This is a genomic window from Hymenobacter ruricola (assembly GCF_015694525.1).
GTDB lineage: Bacteria > Bacteroidota > Bacteroidia > Cytophagales > Hymenobacteraceae > Hymenobacter > Hymenobacter ruricola.
Map to the genome: position 1 here is coordinate 455,768 of NZ_JADQDM010000001.1, position 16,691 is coordinate 472,458.

General features: G+C 62.9%; 12 protein-coding genes. 7 read left to right on the forward strand and 5 right to left on the reverse strand.

Translation table 11 applies throughout. From position 1 onward, the window contains the following. Position 1 precedes the first annotated feature (1 nt). From I2H31_RS02025 to dnaE, 4 genes are all read left to right on the forward strand, one after another. Positions 2–2,917, forward strand: a complete 2,916-nt coding sequence (locus tag I2H31_RS02025) for an outer membrane beta-barrel protein (RefSeq protein ID WP_196291330.1) — start codon at positions 2–4, stop codon at positions 2,915–2,917. 69 nt (positions 2,918–2,986) lie between these two features. Next, entirely contained in the window at positions 2,987–3,319 is a 333-nt protein-coding gene (locus I2H31_RS02030) for a hypothetical protein (RefSeq protein ID WP_196291331.1), read from the forward strand. Between the two features lie 63 nt (positions 3,320–3,382). Beyond that, positions 3,383–5,665: a LysM peptidoglycan-binding domain-containing protein gene (locus I2H31_RS02035; protein ID WP_196291332.1), complete on the forward strand. Its 2,283-nt coding sequence runs from the start codon at positions 3,383–3,385 to the stop codon at positions 5,663–5,665. 238 nt (positions 5,666–5,903) lie between these two features. Continuing rightward, complete coding sequence (gene dnaE, locus I2H31_RS02040; protein WP_196291333.1) at positions 5,904–9,617, forward strand: DNA polymerase III subunit alpha; 3,714 nt, start codon at positions 5,904–5,906, stop codon at positions 9,615–9,617. Between the two features lie 76 nt (positions 9,618–9,693). Here the strand turns inward: dnaE and I2H31_RS02045 are convergent, their stop codons facing one another. Then, complete coding sequence (locus I2H31_RS02045) at positions 9,694–10,479, reverse strand: T9SS type A sorting domain-containing protein (RefSeq protein WP_196291334.1); 786 nt, start codon at positions 10,477–10,479, stop codon at positions 9,694–9,696. A gap of 289 nt (positions 10,480–10,768) precedes the next feature. Here I2H31_RS02045 and trxA point away from each other — a divergent pair, with 289 nt between their 5' ends. Continuing rightward, positions 10,769–11,098, forward strand: coding sequence for a thioredoxin (gene trxA / locus I2H31_RS02050; protein WP_046244603.1), 330 nt, complete (start codon positions 10,769–10,771; stop codon positions 11,096–11,098). An 81-nt stretch (positions 11,099–11,179) separates the two neighbouring features. Here the strand turns inward: trxA and I2H31_RS02055 are convergent, their stop codons facing one another. Together I2H31_RS02055 and I2H31_RS02060 are read right to left on the reverse strand one after the other, a co-directional pair. Further along, positions 11,180–11,563 (reverse strand): hypothetical protein, encoded by a 384-nt coding sequence (locus I2H31_RS02055; RefSeq protein WP_196291335.1) that lies wholly within the window; start codon positions 11,561–11,563, stop codon positions 11,180–11,182. Between the two features lie 198 nt (positions 11,564–11,761). Beyond that, positions 11,762–12,094 carry a hypothetical protein gene (locus I2H31_RS02060; protein ID WP_196291336.1) on the reverse strand — a complete coding sequence of 111 codons (333 nt, stop codon included), beginning with the start codon at positions 12,092–12,094 and terminating at the stop codon, positions 11,762–11,764. Between the two features lie 190 nt (positions 12,095–12,284). Between I2H31_RS02060 and I2H31_RS02065 the strand changes: the two genes are divergently transcribed. Continuing rightward, entirely contained in the window at positions 12,285–12,719 is a 435-nt protein-coding gene (locus I2H31_RS02065; RefSeq protein WP_196291337.1) for a hypothetical protein, read from the forward strand. Between the two features lie 137 nt (positions 12,720–12,856). Further along, on the forward strand, positions 12,857–14,146 hold the full coding sequence (locus I2H31_RS02070) for an aminopeptidase P N-terminal domain-containing protein (RefSeq protein ID WP_196291338.1): 1,290 nt from the start codon (positions 12,857–12,859) through the stop codon (positions 14,144–14,146). A gap of 163 nt (positions 14,147–14,309) precedes the next feature. Here the strand turns inward: I2H31_RS02070 and I2H31_RS02075 are convergent, their stop codons facing one another. Further along, a complete protein-coding gene (locus tag I2H31_RS02075) occupies positions 14,310–14,864 on the reverse strand; it encodes a DUF4252 domain-containing protein (protein WP_196291339.1) in 555 nt (184 codons plus the stop codon). A gap of 212 nt (positions 14,865–15,076) precedes the next feature. Beyond that, on the reverse strand, positions 15,077–16,678 hold the full coding sequence (locus I2H31_RS02080) for a hypothetical protein (protein WP_196291340.1): 1,602 nt from the start codon (positions 16,676–16,678) through the stop codon (positions 15,077–15,079). Between the last annotated feature and the right edge of the window lie 13 nt (positions 16,679–16,691).

Sequence of the window (16,691 nt, forward strand, 5' to 3'; positions counted from 1 at the left end):
CATGCGGCACGTTACCCTCTTATTTTTCCTGCTCCTCGGCCTGGGCGCGGCCCGCGCGCAAGCGCCCACTACGGTGAGCGGCCGCATCACCGACGGCAAAGACCAGTCGCCGCTCATCGGGGCCAACGTGCTGCTGATACGCCTGCCCGACTCGGTGAAAACCGGCACGGCGGCCGACGCCGAAGGCCGGTTTCAGTTCGATAACGTGGTGCCCGGCCGCTACGTGCTCGACGCCTCCTTTGTGGGCTACGCCAAGCTGAGCCAGCCCGTGACCGTGGCCAGCCAGCCCCTGATGCTCGGCACGCTGGCCCTGCAAACCGGCGGCGTGCAGCTCAAAGGCGTGGTGGTGACGGGCCAGGCCGCGCAGAGCGTGCAGAAGGGCGACACCACCCAGTTCAACGCCCGCGCCTTCAAAACCAACCCTGACGCCACCACCGGCGACCTGCTGGAAAAGATGCCCGGCGTGAGCCGCGGGGCCGACGGCAAGATTCAGGCCCAGGGCGAAAACGTGCAGCAGGTGCTCGTGGACGGCAAGCCCTTCTTCGGCAACGACCCCGACGCGGTGCTCAAAAACCTGCCCGCCGAAATGGTGGACAAAGTGGAGGTATTCGACCAGCGCAGCGAGCAAAGCCGCTTTTCGGGCTTCGACGACGGCAACACGACCAAGACCATCAACATTGTGACCAAGGTGGAGTTTCGCAACGGCACGTTTGGGCGGGTGGTGGCCGGCGCCGGCCCCGACCGCTACCGGGCCAGCGGCAACGTGAACAACTTCAAGGGCGACCGCCGGGTGGCGGTGCTGGCCCAGAGCAACAACGTGAACGAGCAGAACTTCGGCACCGAGGACCTGCTGGGCGTGGTGGGCAACTCCAACGTGGGCGGCGGGGGCCGCGGGGGCGGACGCGGCGGCCAGGGCGGCGGGGGAGGCGGTGGCAACGGCGGCAACGCCGGCGACTTCCTGGTGAACCAGAGCGGCGGTATTACCACGACCAACGCGGCGGGCCTGAACTTCTCGGACGCCTGGAACAAGAAAACCGAGCTGTCGGCCAGCTACTTCTTCAACCGCGCCAACAACCGCAACGAAAGCAGCACCCAGCGCCAGTACGTGCTGCCCGACCAAGCCAACACCACCTTCACCCAAAACGCCACCACCAACAGCCTGAACACCAACCAGCGCTTCAACATGCGCCTGGAGCACAAGATTGACTCGGCCAACTCGGTGCTGTTCCGGCCCCGGTTCAGCTACCAGCAGAACGACGCCACCAGCGTGGTGGACGGCGTGACGCGCAACGCCGGCGAGGAGCAAAGCCGCATTCACAGCGACTACAACTCCAACAACAAGGGCCTGAACACCGGCGGCGACGTGCTGCTGCGCCACCGCTTCCCAAAGGCCGGGCGCACGGCCAGCCTCACCATCGGGGGCACCTACAGCCAGCGCAACGGCGGCGCAACGCTCCGCACCGACGACAGCGTGAACAACCTCAACGACCTCAACCAAACCAACACCCTGAAGCAGCACGGCGGCAGCCTCAACGCCAACCTGGCCCTGACCGAGGCCCTGAGCAGGCAGGACCAGCTGCAGGGCAACTACACCATCAACTACGCGCCCAACAACTCGAACAAGTACACCTACAACCTGGTGAACGGCGACACGCCCGAGCTGAACGAGGCGTTGAGCAACGTGTTCGACAACTACTATTTCACGCAGTCGGGCGGCCTCAGCTTCCGGCACAACACCCAGAAGTTTCAGGGCAGTGTGGGCGTGTCGGGGCAATATTCGGAACTGTACAGCGACGCGCAGTACCCGCGCCCCAGCATCGGGCGCTACTACTTCGTGAACGTGCTGCCCAACGCCAACGCGCAGTACCGCTTCACGAAGCAGAAAAACCTGCGCCTCAACTACCGCACCAACACCAGCGCCCCAAGCGTGAGCCAGCTGCAGGCCGTGGTGAACAACTCGAACCCGCTGCAGCTCACCATCGGCAACCCCACGCTGCGCCAGGAATTCCAGCACTCGGCCAATATCCGCTATTCGGCCTCGAACCCGGAAGTATCGAGCAACTTCTTCGCCCTGCTCAACGGCTCTTACGTCCAGAACCCCATCGCCAACCGCACCACCGTGGCCGCGCGCGAAACCACCGTGACGCCCGAAGGCGCCGACGCGGTGCGCCTGCCGGCCGGCGGCCAGCTCACCCAGCCCGTGAACCTGAGCCAGCAGTACTCGGTGCGTTCGCTGGCCAGCTACGGCCGGCCCATCAAGGCCCTCAAAACCAACGTAAACCTGAGCGCCAACGCGGGCTTCACGCAAACGCCGGGCCTCGTGAACGGCGCCCTGAACTACGCCCGCGTGCCCTCGTTCGGGGCGGGCCTCACGCTCAGCTCCAACATCAGCCCCGAGCTCGATTTCACGGCTTCGACCACGTCGAACAAGAACTACGTGCGCAACACGCTGCGGTCCAACCTTAATACCGATTATTTCACCCAGGTTACGCGGGTGCGGCTGAACTGGATTGTGGGCCCCGGCATCAACTTCCAGACCGACCTCGTGCACCAGTACTACGCGGGCCTGTCGTCGGGCTACAACAAGCCGTATGCACTCTGGAACGCCAGCCTGGGCAAGAAGCTATTCCCCGGCCAGCGCGGCGAAATCAAAGTCTACGCCTTCGACCTGCTGGGCCAGAACCGCGCCATCCAGCGCAACGTGACCGAAGCCTACTACGAAGACGTGCAAACCACCATCCTGCAACGCTACTTCATGCTGATGTTCACTTACAACATCCGCAGCGGCAACGTGGTAGCACCCAACGAGCCCGCCGACGGCCCCCGCGACGGCGGCCGCGGCATGGGCCGCCCCGACGGCGGCGGCCGGCCCGATGGCGGCGGGGGTGGCTTCCCAGGCGGCGGGGGGCGGCCTTAAGGGCCGCAGCCGTACTCATTTAGAAATGGCGCGACGCCTTCAATCCTCCTCTCGAACCGCAACGCAGTCATGAGCCACTCCCTTTCTGCTCCCGATGCCGGCCGCGTTGTAGTGGCCTGCCGGCTCACTTCCCCCGAATTGCGGCAGCGCAAGGAAACCGTCATCGCCTCGCTGAAGCAGCAGGTGGTGAGCCGGCACGAGTTGCCCGCCGGCTTTGCCTACGAGTTCAAGGGCAGCGACGAAGTGGTGGACGAGCTGGCCGAATTTGTGAAAACCGAGCGCCAATGCTGTGCCTTCTTTTCGTTTGAGTTGCGCTTCGGGGGCGAAGGCGCGGTGGCCTGGCTGCACCTCACGGGCCCGGCCGGCGCCAAAGAATTCATCGTGCAGGAACTGGGGCTGTAAGGCGCGGAGCACCACATTCCCTCGGAATTCAGGTACTTTGTAGGCGAGACCGTGCTTCCCGCTATGCAAAAATCGTTTTTCCTGTTCCTGCTGCTGGCTTTGGCCGGCCCCCTGGCGGCCCAGCCCACGGCCACGGCCCGGCACCCCGACGTGCCCGCCGCCTTCGACGTGGCCGGCCTGCACCTGGTGCTGAACGAAGAAGCCCAGCGCCTGGTGCAGCAAAAAGCCGACGGCCTGTGCCGCCACCAGCCCTCGTTTCAGGCCCGCGTCGACCAGGCCGACGCCGCGTTTCCCATCGTGGAGCGGGTGCTGAAGGAAGAAGGCGTGCCGCTCGATTTTCGCTACCTGGTGTTGCAGGAAAGCGCCCTCGTGGGCGATGCGCAAAGCGTGCACGAGGCCGTGGGCTACTGGCAGCTCAAGCGCGAAACCGCCACCGGCCTGGGCCTGGTGGTGAACGAGGAAGTGGACCAGCGCAAGCACCTGGCCGCCAGCACCCGCGCCGCCGCCCGCTACCTCACGCGCAACAACAAGTCACTGCACAACTGGCTCAACGCCCTGCTGAGCTACTACACCGGCCTGGGCGGCGTGCAGCCCTACACGCTGCCCTCCGACTTCGACGCCACCGAAATGGCCGTCACCGAAGCCACCTCGCCCTACGTGCTGATGTTTCTGGCCCACAAGCTGGCCTTTGAGCCCGCCTGCGGCCAGAACCCCGCCCCGCCCCTGCGCCTGCAGGAGTTCCCGGCCGTGGCCGGCCAAACCCTGGAAACCCAGGCCCTGGCCCTGCACACCGACCCCGCCGCCCTGGCCACGCACAACCGCTGGCTGCTGGCCGCCGCCGTGCCCGCCGACCGCCCTTACACCCTGGTGGTGCCCGTGGGCGACGTGACCCAGGCCGCCGGCATCGCGGCCAACCAGCGCCTGCAAGCCAATGGCGAACTGCTGGCCCTGCCCGCCGTGGGCGCCAACACGGCCGAAGTGCGTGTCAACAACCTGCGCGCCCTCATTGCCCTGCCCGGCGAAACCACCGCCGACCTGGCCCGCCGCGGCCACCAGCGCCTGGGCGAGTTTCTGAAGCACAACGAGCTGAAAGCCTTCGACGTGGCCGTGACGGGCCGCCCGTACTACTTGCAAAGCAAGCGCGACGTGGCCGCCGTGGAATACCACGTGCTGCAACCCAACGAAACCATTTTCGACGTGGCCCAGAAGTACGGCATCCGCCAGAAAGCCGTGCTGAAAAAAAACCGCATGGCCCGCAACGAAGAGCTGCGCCCCGGCCGCCTGCTGTGGCTGCAGCATACCCGCCCGCGCGAAACCGCCATCGAATACCGCAGCCTGGCCGAAACCGTGGCCCTGGAACGCCCCAGCGCAGCCCCCACGCCCGCCGAGCAGGAAACCGACGCCCTGGTAACCACGGCCAACGAGGCGGCAACCTTGCCTAGAAGCACGGCTACCGAAAGCGGCCAGGTCAAAATCAAAACCAAGGTCAAAACGGAGGACGGCAAAACCAAAACCAAGCGCGTGGTGCCCGCAGAAGGCGACGGCTGGGGCGAAACCCTGACCACGGCCGCTGCCACGCCGGCGGCTCCGGCGCCAGTACCGGCTCCCGCGGTGGCTTCAGCGCCCGCGCCCGCGCCGGTGGCGCCTGCTGTTCGGGCTCCTCAGGCCGCGCCGCTGCCCAAGCCGGCTCCGGCCCCGGTTTCGGAGCCGCTGGCCGATGAGCCCGGCGAGCCGGCGCCGGCTCCCGTGGCCGTGGCCGCGCCGGTTGCCACGCGTCCGGCCGTGGAGTACCGGCCGGCACCCAAGCCGGTAGTAGTGCCCGCCCCCGCGCCCCCGCCGGCCCCGAAGCCCGTGCCCCCCGCGCCCGCGCCTGCAGCCTCTGTGGTTGCCGCAGCAGCGCCCGCCGCGCTGCCCGCTACGCACCGGGTCGAGGCCCACGAGTCTGTGTATTCGGTGGCCCGCCGCTACAACATGCCACCCGCCACGCTGATGGCGTTAAATAACCTCACGCCCGCTTCCGGCCTGGTGATAGGGCAGGTGCTGGTGCTCAAAGCCGAAGCGGCTCCCGTGCCCGCCGCTAACGCCGCGCCCACGCCGCCTTCCGCGCCGCGCCCGGCAGCAGGAAGCACCAATCCGGCCCTGTACGTGCCCAAGCCGGCCGCTACCACTGCGGCGGCTCCGCCAGTGGCGGCCGCTACGCAGCACACCGTGGCCAAAGGCGAAACCCTCTACAGCATCGCCCGCCTCTACAAAGTGACGGTAGCCGACCTCAAAACCTGGAATTCCAAGGCCGACGACACCGCTAAAGTGGGCGAGGTGCTGCGGGTGCAGGCCGGCGCCCGGTAGCCGGGACACTGGCCAAGACCCGGCTAAATCCAGCAAAAGCCGCCGACTTCATTGGAGTCGGCGGCTTTTGCGCGTTGGGAGCCGCGGCATAATCCGGAGCGCTTTGGTGCGGCTGGGAGGCGCGATGCTTTCCAAAAAACGCAGCGCTCAGGGAATCAGCCGGCAGTGAAATGGGGTTTGGGAATGCCCGCCGGCCGGGGGTATCTTTACGATTAGCCCGTTTCCAACGCCCTGCCCTATGCCCACGTTCTCACACCTTCACTCGCACACCCAATACTCGCTGCTCGACGGCCAGGCCAGCATTTCGGCCCTGATGAAGAAGGCCCAGAAGGACGAGATGCCCGCCGTGGCCCTCACCGACCACGGCAACATGTTTGGGGCGTTCAACTTCGTGGCCGAGGCCAACAAGTACAACGTGAAGCCCATTGTGGGCTGCGAGTTTTACATGGTGGAGGACCGGTTCAAAAAAACCTTCAGCCGGGAAAAGGGCGAGCGCGACAACCGCTACCACCAGCTGCTGTTGGCCAAGGACCAGGCCGGCTACCACAACCTGGCCAAGCTCTGCTCGCTGAGCTTCATCGAGGGCCTGTATTCCAAGTTTCCGCGCATCGACAAGGAGTTGTTGGTGCAGTACCACGAGGGCCTGATTGCCACCAGCTGCTGCATTGGGGCTGAAATTCCGCAGACCATCCTGTTCGGCACCGAAGCCGAAGCCGAGGAAAAGCTGAAGTGGTGGATTGATTTGTTCGGCGAGGATTTCTACATCGAAATCCAGCGTCACGGCCTGATGAACTTCGACGGCACCGGCAAAAGCCAGGAAGATGTGAACCAGGTGCTGCTGGGCTTCGCCAAGAAGTACAACGTCAAGGTCATCTGCACCAACGACTCGCACTACGTGGACCAGACTGACTACGCCGCCCACGACCTGCTGCTGTGCGTGAACACCGGCGAAGAGCACAGCATTCCGGTTGGCGACATTCGCACGAACTACTACACCCTGATGACGGGCAAGGGCGAGGTGAAATACGACCTGCTCGACAACCTGCGCCGCGACCACAACCGCGACGAAGCCGCCCAGCGCCAGCTGCGCCGCATCGACGAGGAGCTGCAGAAACCCAAGCCGCACACCCGCTTCGGCTTCGCCAACGACCAGTTCTTCTTCAAAAACCAGGCACAGATGAACGAGCTGTTCATCGACCGCCCCGACAGCGTGGACAACACCAACGAAATCGTTGACAAAATCACGCCCCCGAAGCTGGCGCGCGACATTCTGTTGCCCAACTTCCCCATTCCGGCGCCCTTCGCCAACGCCGACGAATTTCTGCGCGAGCTGACTTACGTGGGCGCCTTCGGGCCCGGCGCCGGCACCGGCACCGTGACGATGACCAAGCCGCCGCGCTACTCCGAGCGCACATCCGAAATCGAGGAACGGCTTGATTACGAGCTGCGCATCATCCAGACGATGGGTTTCGCGGGCTACTTTCTTATTACGCAGGACTTCATCAACCACGGCCGCAACATTGGGGTGGCCGTGGGACCGGGCCGGGGCTCGGCGGCCGGCTCGGCGGTGGCCTACTGCGTGGGCATCACCAACATCGACCCCATCAAGTACTCGTTGCTGTTCGAGCGTTTCCTGAACCCCGAGCGCGTGTCGATGCCCGATATCGACATCGACTTTGACGACGTGAACCGTCAGAAAGTCATTGACTACGTGGTGGGTAAGTACGGCAAAACTCAGGTAGCCCAGATTATCACCTTCGGCACCATGGCCGCCAAATCGTCCATTAAGGACGTGGCGCGGGCCATGGAGCTGCCGCTGCCGCAAACCAACGACCTCACCAAGATGGTGCCCGACAAGCCCGGCACCACCCTGGCCGGCGCCTTCGCCGAAAACCAGGAGCTCGACATGATTCGGCGCGACGAAAGCCCCGAAAACCTCAAGGGCCAGATTCTGCGCTTGGCCACGCAACTGGAAGGCTCGGTGCGCAACACGGGCATTCACGCGGCCGGCGTCATCATTGCGCCCGACGACATCACGAAGTACATTCCCGTCTCGACATCCAAAGACTCGGACCTGCTCGTGACGCAGTTCGACGGCAAGGTGATTGAGAGCGCGGGCATGCTGAAGATGGACTTTCTGGGGCTCAAAACCCTGACCATCATAGTGGATGCCCTGCGGCTGATTGAGCGCAACCACGGCGTGAAAATCGACATCGACGACATTCCGCTCGACGACGAGAAGACGTATGCGCTGTACCAGCGCGGCGACACCATCGGCACGTTCCAGTTTGAATCGGAAGGCATGCGCCAGTATTTGAAGGACCTCAAGCCGACGAATATTGAAGACCTCATTGCCATGAACGCGCTGTACCGCCCGGGCCCGATGCAGTTCATCCCGAACTTCATCAACCGCAAGCACGGCCGCGAGGAAGTGGTGTACCCGCACGATTTGCTCAAGCCCATCCTGGAATACAGCCAGGGCATCATGGTGTACCAGGAGCAAATCATGCAGACAGCCCAGATTCTGGCCGGCTACTCGCTCGGCGGCGCCGACCTGCTGCGCCGCGCCATGGGCAAGAAGGACATGAAAAAGATGGCCCTGGAACGCGAGAAGTTCATCGAGGGCGCCGAAAAGCTGCACGGCATCAAAGCGAAGAAAGCCAACGAGGTGTTCGACGTGATGGAGAAGTTTGCCGAGTACGGCTTCAACCGCTCGCACTCGGCCGCCTACTCGGTGGTGGCGTACCAGACGGGTTATCTGAAAGCTAACTACCCGGCTGAGTACATGGCCGCCGTGCTCACCAACAACATGGGCGACATCAAAAAGGTGACGTTCTTCATTGAGGAAGCCCGCAAGCAGGGCGTGCCCGTGCTCGGGCCCGACGTGAACGAATCCCTCCTGAAATTCAACGTGAACCAGGAAGGCGCCATCCGTTTCGGCATGGGCGCGGTGAAGGGCGCGGGCGAGCTTGCGGTGGAAAGCATGGTGGAGGAGCGCGAGAAAAGCGGCGAATACCAGGACATTTTCGACTTTGCCAAACGCGTGAACCTGCGCACCGTGAACAAGAAAACGTTTGAAAGCCTGGCCCAGGCCGGCGCCTTCGACGGCTTCGGCAAGCACCGCCGCCTGTACCTCGACGCCCCCAACGGCGACCAGAACCTCATCGAGAAAGCCATGAAAATGGGCCAGCAGCACGCCGCGGCCAAAGAATCGGCGCAACACAGCCTTTTCGGTGCGGGCGCCTTTGGGGCCGTGGCCGCGCCGCTGCCCAAGATGCACGAGATGGAGCCCTGGAGCAAAAGCGAGCAGCTGCGCCGCGAAAAGGAAGTGGTGGGCTTCTACCTCTCGGGCCACCCGCTGGACAGCTACAAGCTGGAGCTGGACGCCTACTGCACCTGCGGGCTCGACAAGGTGGACGAAATCAAAAACAAGGAAATGGCGGTGGCCGGCCTGATTAACAACGTGTTGTTTAAGACCACCAAAACCGGCCAGCCCTTCTGCACCTTCACCCTCGAAGACTACGAGACGAGCATCAACCCGGCGCTGTTTCGCGACGACTACACCAAGTTTGCGCCCCTCATCAACCCGCGCAACTACCCCAACGAGCAGGTGCCGCCCATGTACGTGCGCCTCAAGCAGGAGCTGCGCCGCCACACCCAGGACCAGTGGGACCTGCGCATCCTCACCATGGAGCCGCTCTCCGAACTGGCCGAGAAGCGCAGCAAGGGCGTGCGCGTGCGCCTGGACCTGCGCACCGTGACCAGCCCCATGCTCGACCGCCTGGAAGAAGCCATCGGGGCCGCGCCGGGCAGCAAGCGCCTCGAAATCCAGTTTGCTGAGCCCCACGAGCACCTGGCCGTCGACATGTTCTCGCGCCGCTTCCAGATTGAGCCCAAAACCTTCATCGAGAAAATGCGGGAGATGGAAATGGAAGTGTGCACGTTGATTTAGGCGATTCGGGCGCGGCAAATTTTAAGGCAATAAAAAGGGCCAGTCCGCGCGGACTGGCCCTTTTTATTGCCAGTGACTACTGCTTCTCGAAGCGGCCCTGGTAGGTGCTGGCGGGCGTGATGAGCCGGTAGAAGTACTGGCCGGGCGGCAGCGCGGCCAGATTGATTTGCAGCGGCACCAACTCGCCGTGCTGGAAAACCTTGTGCTGCTCGGTGTAAACCACGCGGCCGGCCGGCGTGAAAACGGTGAGGGCCGCCGAAGCCGGCAGCGGGCTGGGCAGGGCAAACGTCACCACGTCGTGCGCCGGCATGGGGTAGGCCAGGGGCTGGCCGGCGCCCGGAGCCAGCAAAAAAGGCGGCGGGCCGGCTGCTGAGCTATTATGCAGTTGCACGGCCAAGTTGTACCCACTGGATTTTACCACCGAAAATGGCTGGTTCCAGAGAATGTTCATCACCGCATAGTCATCGGTTTCAGACGGGAAACACAGGAGAAGTGTGTTCCAGAACGGCTCCTGATGGGTGCCGTCCGGGGCCAGGGAGTCGGCCGGAATGGCGGTTCTCACCACTTTGATTGCGTAGACGTTAATCAGCGAAATGCCCAAGGCTACTTGCAGCGCCGCCGCCGTGGCGGGCTTGAGGAAGTCGCTGAGTGGGCCTTGGTTGCCGTTGCGGCTGTTCACGGCGGCCCGGGTGATAACCGAGGGGTCGAAGCTAACCAGCAGCTCGTGGTTGACGCGCAGGGGCCGGCCGAGGGAGTCGTACACCCACGTTTGAGGGGGCCGTTGGGCGTGGGCCGATAAGCTCAGGCAGCCCAAAAGGAGCAGCCACCCGAAGAGGCGAAAAGGCGAGTAAAGTTTGGTCATGAGCAGGACTTTTATTTGTTAGAATTGATAAATTTTAGGCTGCAAGAATCAGACCTTTTCTCTGGATTGGTGCGGCGCCCGCGCTGGTCCGGTCGCGATATCAGCGGTGCGACAAAACATTTTTACATCGGCATTTCCGCCATTCGCCGAGAAAATGGCGGCCTTGACACAGGCGGCTTCGGCGGGCTGAACTTTCCCCGGCGCACCATGTTAAGCATCCAATATCTGCTACCTTGCGACCCCAACGGCCGTACACGCCAGAACATTTTTAACCCCAACCCAAATTGAAATGGGACACAAAGCAATTGAAATAACCGACGCCAACTTTGACGAAATCATCGGCGGCGATAAGCCCGTATTGGTCGATTTCTGGGCCGAATGGTGCGGCCCCTGCCGCATGGTAGGCCCCGTGGTGGAAGAGCTGGCCGGTGAATACGAAGGCAAAGTGGTTGTTGGCAAAGTCGACGTCGACGCCAACCCCCAAACCTCGATGAAGTTCGGCATCCGCAGCATCCCCACGCTGCTCGTGTTCAAGAACGGCCAAATCGTGGACAAGCAGGTAGGCGCCGTGCCCAAGCACGTGCTCGCCCAAAAACTCGAAGCTCAGGTAACGGCCTAAGCCCCGTTCCTTTCCTATTGCAAAAAGCCCCTTGCCTAGCTGGCAAGGGGCTTTTTCGTGGGGGTGTTTTGGCGGTGTGGGTTATTCGTGCGTGCGGCTGCGGCGGGCCCGCGAGCCCATTTTGGCGTGCATCTTCAGCTGCTTCTGGTGGGCGTGCAGCTGGCGCTTGAGCTGCCGGGGCGAGGTCACGGTTTTGCTTTCTTCCATGCCTAGCACCACCAGCATCACGTGGTTCAGCTTGGCGGTGAAGCGGTGGGTCTTGACGGAAAGTCTTTTCATTTTGGACACCTGCTTGGCGGCGGCCACCTTTTCGCGAGCGGCGGCTTTTTGCTCGCGGGCGGCGGCTTTGCGCTGCACTTCGGCAGGGTTGTCAGGCGCTGTCAGGCGTGCGCTTGCGGCGTACGCGCCTCCGGGGGCCAGGATAAGAAAAGTGCCCAGCGCAAAAGAGTAGAGGTATTTTTTCATGGGATAAGAATGAGGAGTGAGGGTGCGCCTTGCCAGAGAATTCGCTGCAAACAGGATGCAGGCACGGCTGACTTGGAGACGAATGTATGTAATGGTAAATATTTAAGCAAAATATTTCAATTTAATAATCATAAAAAATCCCTGCATCTTTTCAGACGCAGGGATTAGTGATTGATTTAGCGGCAGTTACCGTGCGGTTTATTTGTTGGGCCGAACCTGGGCGTCGTGCCGCTGGCGGTGGATGGCGCGGCTGGCTTTGTTCTCGTCGTGGCGGATGTCCTGGCGCTCGTCGCGGGTCACCACGCCGTCGGCTTTGGCCGTCTGCTTTTGCTCTTTAATGGCAGCTTCGCGGGCTTTGAGGCGGTCGGCTTCGGCGCGGGTGAGGTCGCCATTGGCCACGCCGTTGTGGATGCGGGCGCGCTGGTTGCGCTGGCGTTCGTTGAGGTTGGGCGTGGCCGTTTGAGCCGAAGCGGTGTGAGAAACGGCGAGTAGCCCGAGGGCAGTGGCGAGGGAAAACAGGGCCTTTTTCATGGTGCGTGAAGGAAATAATAAGTGGAACAGTGCGGGTTGGAGCGGAAACGAGGGCGCGGGTTTAACGCTAAAGCAAAAAAATGGGCAACCTGCGCTTTTGAAACGTGAAAAAGCCTACGCTTTCAGCCAACTACGCCGCGCAATGTCGCGTAGGAGGCTCATCTTCTCACCCTTTACTTTCTCTTAATTTATGAAGCGCATTTTCGGAATCCTGATTTCGCTGGGCCTGCTGGGCGGCCCGGCCGCCCTGGCCCAGACTCCCACGGCCACGATGAGCAGCAGCTCCTCGAAAACCACCACCACGTCGTCGCAAACGCCCGCCACGCGCACCACCGTGAAGTCGACCACGACCAGCAACCCGGCGGGCATGAGCAAATCATCGACCATGAGCAAAAGCTCGGGCACGATGACGAAGTCGAGCACCATGACCACGCCCTCGGGCAACACCAAAACCACGAGCAGCACCAAAATGAAGGCCGACGGCACGCCCGACATGCGCTACTCGGAAAACAAAACCAGCAGCACCAAAACCGTGAGCGGCCCCATGAAAGCCGACGGCACCCCCGACATGCGCTACAAGTCGAACAAGACCACCACGGTGAAATCGACCAAAACCAAGATGTAGCATTTAGGCGCCAGCGCCCATAGAAAAAGCCCCTGTCTCACCGGCAGGGGCTTTTTTGTGGCAGGAAGCGCCGGGCCAAAGCCGCCGCAAGCACCGGCTGCCTAACTTGCGCGCTCCATTCCCAACCAACCCGCCCCATGCGCTACGCCCCGCTTGCCCCCGAGCTTTTTGTTGAAAACCGCCGCCGCTTCCGCGAACTGCTGCCGCCGGCTTCGCTGGCCATTTTCCAGAGCAACGACGTGATGCCGACCAACGCCGACGGCACCATGGCCTTCCGCCAAAACAACGACTTGTTTTACCTGAGCGGCGTCGACCAGGAAGAAAGCATTCTGGTGCTGTTTCCGGACGCGCGCCTGCCGCAGCACCGCGAAATTCTGTTTCTGAAAGAGACGTCCGAGCACATTCTCATCTGGGAGGGCTACAAGCTGACCAAGGACGAGGCGCGCCAAAACTCGGGCATTAAAACGATTATGTGGCTGGAAAGCTTCAAATCGGTGCTGCCTGCGCTGATGAACGAAGCCGAAAACGTGTTTTTGAACTCGAATGAGCACATTCGGTCCGTGGTGGAGGTGGAAACGCGCGACGCCCGCTTCATCAAATCCATCCAGAGCCAGTACCCGCTGCACACCTACCGCCGCGCCGCGCCACTGCTGCACAACCTGCGCGCCATCAAGAGCGCCGAGGAAATCCGGGTGATGCGGCAGGCCTGCGACATCACGGGCAAGGCGTTTCGGCGGCTGCTGGGCTTTGTGAAGCCGGGCGTGTGGGAGTTCGAGATTGAGGCCGAAATCGTGCACGAGTTCATGCGCAACCGCAGCCGCGGGCCGGCCTACGGCAGCATCGTGGCCAGCGGCAAAAACGCCAACGTGCTGCACTACACCACCAACGACAACCAGTGCCAGAACGGCGACGTGATTCTGCTCGACTTCGGCGCCGAGTACGCCAACTACGCCGCCGACCTGTCGCGCAGCATCCCCGTCAACGGCAAGTTCACGCCGCGCCAGCGCCAGGTGTACGAGGCCGTGCTGGCCGTGATGGCCTTCGCCAAAACGCGCCTCATCCCGGGCACCGAAATCGAGGAATACCACCGCCAGGTGGGCGAGTGCATGGAGCAGGAGCTCATCAAACTGGACCTGCTGAACGCCTCCGACGTGAAGAACCAGGACCCCGCCGCGCCGCTCTATAAGAAGTACTTCATGCACGGCACCAGCCACTACCTGGGCCTCGACGTGCACGACGTGGGCTATAAATACCGCACCTTCGAAGCGGGCATGGTGTACACCTGTGAGCCCGGCATCTACATTCCCGAAGAAGGCCTGGGCATCCGCCTGGAAAACGACATCCTGCTCACGGCTAATGGCAACGAGGACCTGATGGCCGACATTCCGCTGCAGGCCGACACCATTGAGGACTTGATGGCTCGTTAATGTGCTGATTTTTTCATGTGCTGATGTGCTGCGCTGGCTCATCATTCACCGAATATAAAAAGGCCAATTCCGAAGAGGAATTGGCCTTTCGCTTTCCGCAAACCCGCTTTCAAGCGCATTTGACCGCAGCACATCAGCACATGAAAAACCAGCACATCAAGAATTACTTCCCCGTGGCCTGCACGATTTGCGGCAGGTACTTGGCCAGGGCTTCTACCTGAGAGCGGGTGAAATTGCCCTGCACCGACACCAGCACGAACGAGTCGGCCACGTCGGGCAGCGTGCCCAGGGCCGCAAACTCCGAGACGCTGCTGCCCGAGCCGCGGGTGGAAATGGCGTAGTTGCTGCCGCCGAAGCCGGCCGTGGAAAGCGGGTCGTACTTGTTGTTTTGAAGGATGCCGGCGGCCTCGCCGCGCAGGCCTTCGGCGGCCAACTCTTTGGCCGAGGTGGTGGTGGGCGCGAAGCTGATGACTTTGGCCGAGCGAATGCCCGTGATGGCGTTGGTGAGGTCGGAGCCGCCGAGAAGCTTGGCGGCTTTCACCAGGGCCAGGCGCTGGAGCAGGTCGGCCGACCATTCGGTGGTTTTGAAGCCCTCGCGGCCTTCGTATTTCGAGAAGAAGGAAGCCACGGTTTTGGCGGGCGTGCCCGGGCCGCCGGCGCGGCAGCCCACGAGCAGCAAAAACAGAAAAAGGGCGGGGAGGCGAAGTTTGCTAAACATGCGGCAAAGTTGGTGAGAAAGGACGACCTGAACTGTCATTGCGAGGAGGTACGACGAAGCAATCCGTCCTGTTTTCCGCGACTACCCTTCTGATGTGAAAAGCCCCAATACCGCGCAGTATTGGGGCTTTGTTGCAAAAGAAAGTGTCTGGCGCTGACAAGAAGGATTGCTTCGTCGTGCCTCCTCGCAATGACAGAATCAACCTGCTTAAGTCAAAACGCCACTGCGTTCAGGAAAAACACCTCACGGTCGGGGCCGTGCTCCACGTGCACTTTTTGGTAGCCGGTGGCCACAAAGCGGCTGCCGAACCAGGGCAGCAAATCGGCCTGCGAGGTATCGCTCACCCGCTCGGCCGGGGCCTTAGCCGGGCTGGCGCTGGTCTGGATGGCCACCTGGAGGTCGTTGGGGGCGTCTTCGGCGCGGTTTATCACCTTGTAGCGCAGCTTCTCTTCGTCGAGATAAGCCAGCACGAGGCGGCCGTCGGGCAGGGACTGGAGACGCACGGCTTCTTCCAACTCGCTCCGGCGCAGGTTTTCCACCACAAAAATGTTGTCCCAGATGAGGTTTCCGGCACGGTCGAAGCCGCACACCACGGCGTGCGTGGTCTGGTAGCCGTCGAACACGCGGGAGTTGGCGTAGGGCGACATGCCGAACTGGTTGCCCAGGTTGTTGTAGGGGCCGGTGTAGCTGCCGTAGCTGTTGTAGCGGTAGTGGGGGGCGTACACTTCGGCCACCAGCACGTAGCCGCCGTCGGGCTGGGGTAGCAGCTCGTGCAGCAGCAGGCGGTAGTGCCAGCGCGTGGGCGAGCTGGACCGGGCCAGGCGGCGCTCGGTGCGCAGGCGCAGGCGGGCCTGGCGCGAGGGCTTGAGGTAATCGAAGAAGTGCTTGAGGTGCAGGAAATCGTAGAAGCGCAGCGGCGCCTTGGTGCCGGGGCTGGCGGGCGAGCGCAGGTCGGTGGCAAACAGGCCTTGGGCGTAGTCGAGGCCGCGCAGGGCGTAGGTGCCCATCAGCAGGCGGGCGGTGGTGTCCTGCGGGGGCGTCACCTGGGCCGTGATGAGGCTGCGGTCGCTCTCGGCCTGCACAAACTCGGACTTCACGAGCTGGCCGCGGTCGGTGAGCTGCTTGAGCAGCAGGCGGCTTTTGCGGCCGTTGGTCTGGCTCAGCACGTACTCGGCGCGGCGGGTGGCGGCGTCGGCCACGAAGGTGAGCTGGGTGGGCAGCGGCTCGTACACCGAGGGCAGGTACTGCATCTGGCCGGTGGCCACGTCCAGCAGCAGGGCCGTCACGTGCAGCTGGTCGTTGAGCAGCACCGTGGCAAACAGGCGGCTGTCCAGGGCTTTGAGCTCCACCACTTCGCGGCTCAGCTTGGTTTCGAACTGCTGAGTGCGCACCTGGCCCAGCTGCCCGTTGTAGGCCGCGGCCAGCAGCCGGCCCGACACGCTGTGCGACGAAAACAGCGCGTACACCGTGTTGCCTTCGGCGCACATGCGCGTAAAATCAAACTCTGCGGGCACTTCCAGCGGGGTTTCCTGACGCAGCTGCAGGTTGTGGTCGTACTGCTGAAAGGAATAGCTGGACTTGCTCGACAGCAGGCGGTCGCGGCCCAGCAGCAGCACCACGGTGCTGTCGGCGGCCAGGGCCTGCACGTGCACTTCGCTGTCGGAGGGCTGCAGGGGCAGTTCGGTGCGGGCCGTCTGCACGGGCGCATTGGGCGGCGGGGGCAGCGAGGCGTGGCCGCGCTTCTGGGCCAGCGCGGCGGGGGCCGTGGCCAGCGCCCAGCCCCCAATCAGCAGAAGAAAATGGCGGAGTTTCATGCCCGTGTGCTCA